We start from the raw sequence: 6,681 nt of genomic DNA, 5'->3' as shown, positions 1-6,681 counted from the left end.
GGGGAGCCATCCAGAGTGTCGAAAACGCCGGCACTTCTTAGCAGCCCTCGCGTGTGCTCCTCAGGCACTCCCTGTGCCGGTTCCCGCTACAGGATCGTTGTCGCCAGCCCACTCAGGAAGCGAGGCGTGGAGGGGCGAAAAATCAGGCGTGGCCGAAGGGTCATTTCCAACCAGCCCATGAAGTTCCTCTGCATCGTGATCATCGCGTCCGGTGTCAGCACCGGTGCGACAGGATCCGAGGAGGTCACGTTCCGAGTCCGGCGGACGGTGTCACCTGGGGTGAAGTCGCGGATTCCGCCCCGCTCCCTCAAGCGAGGGAGCGGGGGGCTGATGCCCTATGGCACCTCCGCAGCCGCTACTTTCCGTGCGGATCGCGGAGGGCCTTCTTCAACAGGTCCGCCACGGTCTGCACGGTGGGCTCGCGCAGCAGCGTGTAGTGGTTGCCCGGCAGGCGGTACGACTCCAGCCGTTCACCGACAAGCGCCGACCAGCCGCCGTCACCCGAACCCGTGTCCGCCTGCACGCGCAGCACCTGCTGTTCCATCGCGGGCGGGCGGTAGCGCCGAGCCGCTTCGAGGTTGGCCTCGAAGACACGGAAGAGGGCGGCCGGGTTCGCGCTGTCCACGCCGGGCGGCAGCGCTCCGGCACGCGCCGCGGACTCCAGCACCCGCGTGAGGGCCGCTTCGGGCTCCAGCGTCGCCAACTCCGCCATGTCCAGTTCCAGCTCCGCCAGGGACACGCCCATCAAGTCCTGGGCGAACAAGCCCACGGCCAGCGTGCGCTCCAGGGCCGGCTCCGAAGCCGCCACCGTCTCCGGGACGTACGAGTCGATGAGCGCGAGCAGCGCCACCTCCTCGCCCGCTGCGCGCAGTTGGTGCGCCATCTCGTACGCGATGACGCCGCCCAGCGACCAGCCGCCCAGGTGGTAGGGGCCGGAAGGCTGCACCGTGCGCAGCGCCTGCACGTAGCTGGTGGCCATCTCCTCCACCGTCCCCAGGGGTGCACTCGTGCCGTCCAGGCCCCGCGCCTCCAGGCCGTAGAAGGGCTGGTCCGCGCCCAACCGCCGCGCCAGCTCCGCGTACGCGAGCACGTTGCCACCCACCGGGTGGACGCAGAAGAACGGCGGGGCGGTGCCCGGGCCTTCCTTCGCGAAGGGCACCAGCGGCGAGAAGGGCCGGGTGTCCTGCGCCTCATTCATCCACCGCGCGAACCGCTCCACGCTGGGCGCCTGGAAGAGCGCCGACAGCGGGAGGCGACGGCCCGACTCACGGTTCACCGCCGCCAGCAGGCGCACCGCGAGCAGCGAGTGGCCACCCAGCTCGAAGAAGCTGCTGCGCACGTCCACGGCGGACACGCCCAGGGCCTGCGCCCAGAGCAGCGCGAGCCGTGCCTCGGTCTCATCGCGCGGACCCATCAGGGCCCCCGTTCCCACCGCACCCTCCACCGGGGCCGGCAGGGCCAAGCGGTCCACCTTCCCGTTGGTCGTGAGCGGAAGCGCCGGCAGCGCGACGAAGGTGGCCGGCACCATGTACTCCGGCAGCGAGCGCTGGAGGTGGCCGCGCAGCGGAGCAGTGTCCACGGCGGGGGCCACGTAGGCCACGAGGCGCGGCAGGCCCGGGACGTCCTCGCGGACGAGGGCCACCGCGTCCCGGATGCCCGGGTGCGTGCGCAGGACGGCTTCGATTTCACCGGGCTCGATGCGGAAGCCGCGCAGCTTCACCTGGAAGTCCACGCGCCCCATGAAGTCGAGCGTGCCGTCCTGCCGCCAGCGGGCCCGGTCGCCCGTGCGGTACAGGCGCGCACCGGGCCGGGTGCTGAACGGGTGGGGGATGAAGCGTTCCGCGGTGAGGTCCGCCCGGGTGCGGTAGCCGCGTGCGAGTCCCTCGCCGGAGATGAACAGCTCCCCGGGCACGCCCACCGACACGGGGTTCAGGCTCGCGTCGAGCACGAACGCCCCCATGTTGACGAGCGGCCGGCCGATGACGGGCGCCAGCTGCGGCGCGCCCTGCATGCTCCACGAGGTGGCGTACACCGTGCCCTCGGTGGGGCCATAGGCATTGATGGCGCGCGTGCGCGTCGTCCCGGCGAGGACGCGCCAGGTGACTTCATCCACCGCTTCACCGGCGACGAGGATGCTCGCCGGCACGTGGGTGCGCTCCAGCAGGCCCGCCTCCAGCAGGGGCTTGAGCTGCGACGGCGTGCAATCCAGCACGTCGATGCGCTGCTGCTCCAGCCACGCGAGCATCCGCTCCGGCTCCAGGCGCACGTCCTCCGAGACGAGGCACAGGCAGTGTCCATCCAGCAGCAGCAACAGCTGCCCCACGGACACGTCGAAGTAGAGCGGCGCGTTGAGGCTGGCCCGCATGACCTTCGGGCCTTCTGCGGAGAGGACGTCCGCCATGGCGCGATGCAGGTGCATCACGGAGCGGTGCTGCACCATCACGCCCTTGGGCGTGCCCGTGGAGCCGGACGTGTAGAGGATGTACGCCAGGTGTTCGGGCCGCACGTCCGCGCGCGGGTTGCCCGGCGACAGCGCGTCGATGCGCCGTGCCTCCGTGTCCAGCCGCACCAGATGACGCACCGTCGGCTGCCACGTCTCCGCCAGGGCCTGGGTCGTCAGCAGCACCGATGCGCCGCTGTTCTCCAGGATGAAGGCCTTGCGCGCGGCGGGGGCCGCCGGGTCGAGCGGCACGTAGGCACCGCCCGCCTTGAGGATGCCCAGCAGCGCGACCAGGGCCTCCGGCGATCGCTCCAGGCTGAACGCCACCGGCACCTCGGGGCCCACCCCCAGCGTGCGCAGGTAGTGGGCGAGCTGGTTGGCGCGCACGTTGAGCTGGTGGAAGGAGACCGTCGTGTCACCCATCACCACGGCGGGTGCCTTGGGCGTGCGGGTCACCTGCTGCTCGAAGCGCGTGTGGAAGGACAGGTCGGCCGGGAAGTCGGCCGTCTCGCCGCTCCACTCCTCCAGCACCCACTGACGCTCGTCCGCGGACAGCAGGGGCAGCGTCTCCACGGCGGCGTCCGGCGTGGCGATGGCGCCTTCCAGCAATTGGACCAGGTGCTCCGTCAGCCTCCGGGCGGTGGCCGCCTCGAAGAGATCCGTGCTGTAGAAGAGGGCGCCCTCGAACCCCCGGGCCGTGCGGCTCAGGCTCAGGTCCAGGTCGAACTTCGTCGAGTTCAGCTCCACCTCCACCGGCCGCAGCGTGAGCTCCGGCAGGCGCGCTTCCGACTCCGGCGTGTTCTGGAGCACGAAGAGGGCCTGGATGAGCGGCGTGCGCGACAGGTCGCGCGCGGGCTGGAGCGCTTCCACCAGCCGCTCGAACGGGATGTCCTGGTGTTCGTACGCGCCCAGCGTGTTGGCGCGCACCTGCGTGAGCACCTGACGGAACGAGGGACGCGCGTCGAATCGCGCACGCAGCACCAGCGTGTTGACGAAGAAGCCGATGAGGCCCTCCGTCTCCGCGTGGCGCCGGCCCGCGATGGACGTGCCCACCAGCAGATCCTCCTGACCGGAGTACCGGTGCAGCAGGGTCTGGAAGGCCGACAGCAGCACCATGAAGGGCGTAGCGCCCTCACGCTGCGCCAGGGCCTCCACCGCTTCGCTCAGGGCCGGAGGCACGTGCACCGGGAGCATGGCGCCCCGTGCGGAGCGCTGCGGAGGACGGGGCTTGTCGGTGGGCAGGGCCAGCGCTTGCGGCGCACCGGCGAGCTGCTGCTTCCACCAACCCAATTGCGCATCGAGCGCATCACCCTGGAGCCAGTTGCGCTGCCACACGGCGTAGTCCGCGTACTGCACCGGCAGCGGAGGCAGCGGCGACGGCAGCCCCTGACGGAAGGCCTCGTAGAGGGCCACGACCTCGCGCACCAGCACGCCGATGGACCAACCATCGCTGATGCTGTGGTGGAGGCACAGGAGCAGCACGTGCTCGCTCGCGTCCAGCTTCAGCAGCGTGAGCCGCACCAGCGGGCCCGCGGCCAGGTCGAACGGACGCAGGGCGTCCTCGCTCGCGAGCCGGAGCACTTCGGCCTCGCGCGCTTCCTGGGGCAGGGTGGTGAGGTCCACCACGAACAGGCTTCGCGCCGGGGCGGGGTGGATGCGCTGACGGGGCTCGCCGTCGTGGGCCTCGAACGTGGTGCGCAGCGATTCATGCCGCTGGATCAGGGCGTCGAAGGCCTGCTGGAACGCCGGGACGTCCACCGTGCCCGACAGGCGCAGCGCGGTGGGCATGTTGTAGAGCGGGCTGCCCGGGTCCAACTGATCGATGAACCACAGCCGCTGCTGCGCGAACGACAGCGGATGCGGCCCAGGCGTCGCGGCCGGGGTCAGCGGCGGCAGCACGGTGGCCGTCGGAGCGTCCGGCAGGCGCAGGGCGAGTGTCGCCACGGTGGGCGATTCGAACAGCGCACGGACCGGCAGCTCCACGCCGAAGCGGGCACGCACCCGGGCCACGACCTGCGTGGCCAGCAGCGAGTGGCCGCCCAGCTCGAAGAAGTTGTCGTGACGGCCCACGGCGGGCACGCGCAACAGCTCGCTCCACAGCGCGGCCAGGGCCACCTCGGTGGGCGTCCCGGGCGCGTCGGTGATGCGGGTGGGGATCCGCGACGCTTCCGGCGTGGGCAGGGCCTTGCGGTCCACCTTGCCGTTGGGCGTCAGCGGCAGGGCGGGCAGGGTGACGAACGTGGCCGGCACCATGTAGTCGGGCAGGAACCGGCGCAGGTGTTCGCGCAAGGGCGCGGTGTCCACCTCCGGCACGACCCAGGCGACGAGGCGCGCATCACCGGCCACGTCCTCGCGCACCGCCGCGACCGCGTCCCGGATGCCCGGGTACGTGCGCAGGGTGGCTTCGACCTCGCCCAGTTCGATGCGGTAGCCGCGCAGCTTCACCTGGAAGTCCAGGCGGCCCATGAACTCCAGCGTGCCGTCCTCGCGCCAGCGGGCCTTGTCACCCGTGCGGTAGAGGCGCGCGCCGGGCTCGGTGCTGAACGGATCCGGAACGAAGCGCTCCGCTGTCAGCTCCGGCTGGCCCAGGTAGCCGCGCGTGACGCCCGCGCCGGAGAAGCACAGCTCGCCGGGCAGGCCGAAGGGCACCAGGCGCTGGTGCTCATCGAGGACGTAGGCGCGCAGGTTGTCCAGCGGCCGGCCGATGACGGGCTGGGACAGGGCGGTGCCCTGGATGTCGTACGTCGTGACGCAAACAGTGGTCTCGGTGGGACCGTAGCCGTTGAAGGCACGCGTGCGGCCCGTCGTGGCCAGCAACCGCCACGTCACTTCGTCCAGGGCTTCGCCGCCCAGCATGATCTGCGACGGCACCCAGGCGCGCTCCAGCATTCCGGCTTCCAGCAGGAGCTTGAGCTGCGAGGGCGTGCTGGTCTGCAGGTCGATGCGCTGCTGTTCAATCCACGTGAGCATCCGCTCCGGATCCCGGCGCGTGTCTTCCGGAATGATGCAGAGGCAGTGGCCGGCGAGCAGCTTGATGAACGCCTCGATGACGGCATCGAAGTACAGCGCCGAGTTGAGGCTGACGCGCAGCGGGCGCTGCTGCGTGTAGACCTTCCGGACCAGCGTGTGGTGCAGGTGGACGACAGAGCGGTGCTGCACCATCACGCCCTTGGGCGTGCCCGTGGAACCCGACGTGTAGATGACGTACGCGAGGTTGTCCGGGCCCGCGGAGGCAGGCAGGGGCTCCTCGGAGAGGGTCGCGATGTGGGCCTGTGCGACATCCAGCTTCACGACGTGGGCGACGTCGGGCCGCCACGCTTCGGCCTGGGCCTGGGTGGTCAGCAGCACGGAGGCGCGGCTGTTCTCCAGGATGTAGGCCTTGCGCGCGTCAGGGGCCGCCGGGTCGAGCGGCACGAACGCGCCGCCCGCCTTGAGCACCGCGAGGAACGCGACGATGGCGTCCGCGGAGCGCTCCAGGCTCAGTGCCACCGTCGACTCCGGGCCCACGCCCAGCGAGCGCAGGTGCCGGGCGAGCTGGTTGGCCCGGGCGTTGAACTGACGGAAGGACAGCGTCGTCCCCTCGAACACCACGGCGTCCGCGTCCGGCGTGCGGACCGCCTGCTGTTCAATGAGGCTGTGCACCGTGGACTCCAGGTCGAAGTCCACGACGTCGCCGCGTCCCAGGCCGAGGAGCCGCGCCTGCGCCTCGGGTGCATCGAGGGACAGGTCGGCCAGCGGGGCATCGGGCCGCACGACCACGGTCTCCAGCAGCACGCGCAGGTGCGTGAGGAGCCGCTCGATGGTGGCGGGCTCGAACAGGTCCGTCGCGTATTCGAGCCGGCCCGCGAAGCCGTCCGCGTCACGGCTCAAGTCGAGGCTCAGCTCGAACAGGGTGGTCGCACGGCTGCCGAAGTCGGCGGGCTGCACGGCGAGGCCGGGCATCGTCGCCCCCGACACCGGTGCGTTCTGGAGTGCGAAGAGCGCCTGGAACAGCGGCGTGCGGGCCAGGTCGCGCGTCGTCTGCAGCGACTCCACCAGCCGCTCGAATGGGAGGTACTGGTGTTCGTAGGCGCCCAGCGTCGTGGTGCGCACCTGCGACAGGAGCTGCCGGAACGAGGGCCGCGCACCGAAGCTGCCGCGCAGCACCAGCGTGTTGACGAAGAAGCCGATCAGGCCCTCCGTCTCAGCGTGGCCACGGTTCGCGATGGGTGAACCCACCAGCACGTCGTCCTGCCCCGAGT

At 71.1% G+C, this 6,681-nt stretch carries 1 protein-coding gene (running past one end of the window); it reads right to left on the bottom strand.

What is annotated here, in order from left to right:
* Positions 1 to 355: 355 nt before the first annotated feature.
* Positions 356 to 6,681: part of a non-ribosomal peptide synthetase coding region (locus tag D7Y13_RS02190; RefSeq protein ID WP_147452417.1), annotated on the bottom strand (this coding region is incomplete at its 5' end). 25,786 nt of the annotated region lie beyond the right edge of the window; the window shows 6,326 of its 32,112 annotated nt.

Origin of the sequence: Corallococcus praedator (genome assembly GCF_003612125.1) — a bacterium.
Lineage (GTDB): Bacteria > Myxococcota > Myxococcia > Myxococcales > Myxococcaceae > Corallococcus > Corallococcus praedator.
Note: the sequence above shows the minus strand (reverse complement) of the source record. Positions and strands in the feature narration are given on the sequence as shown.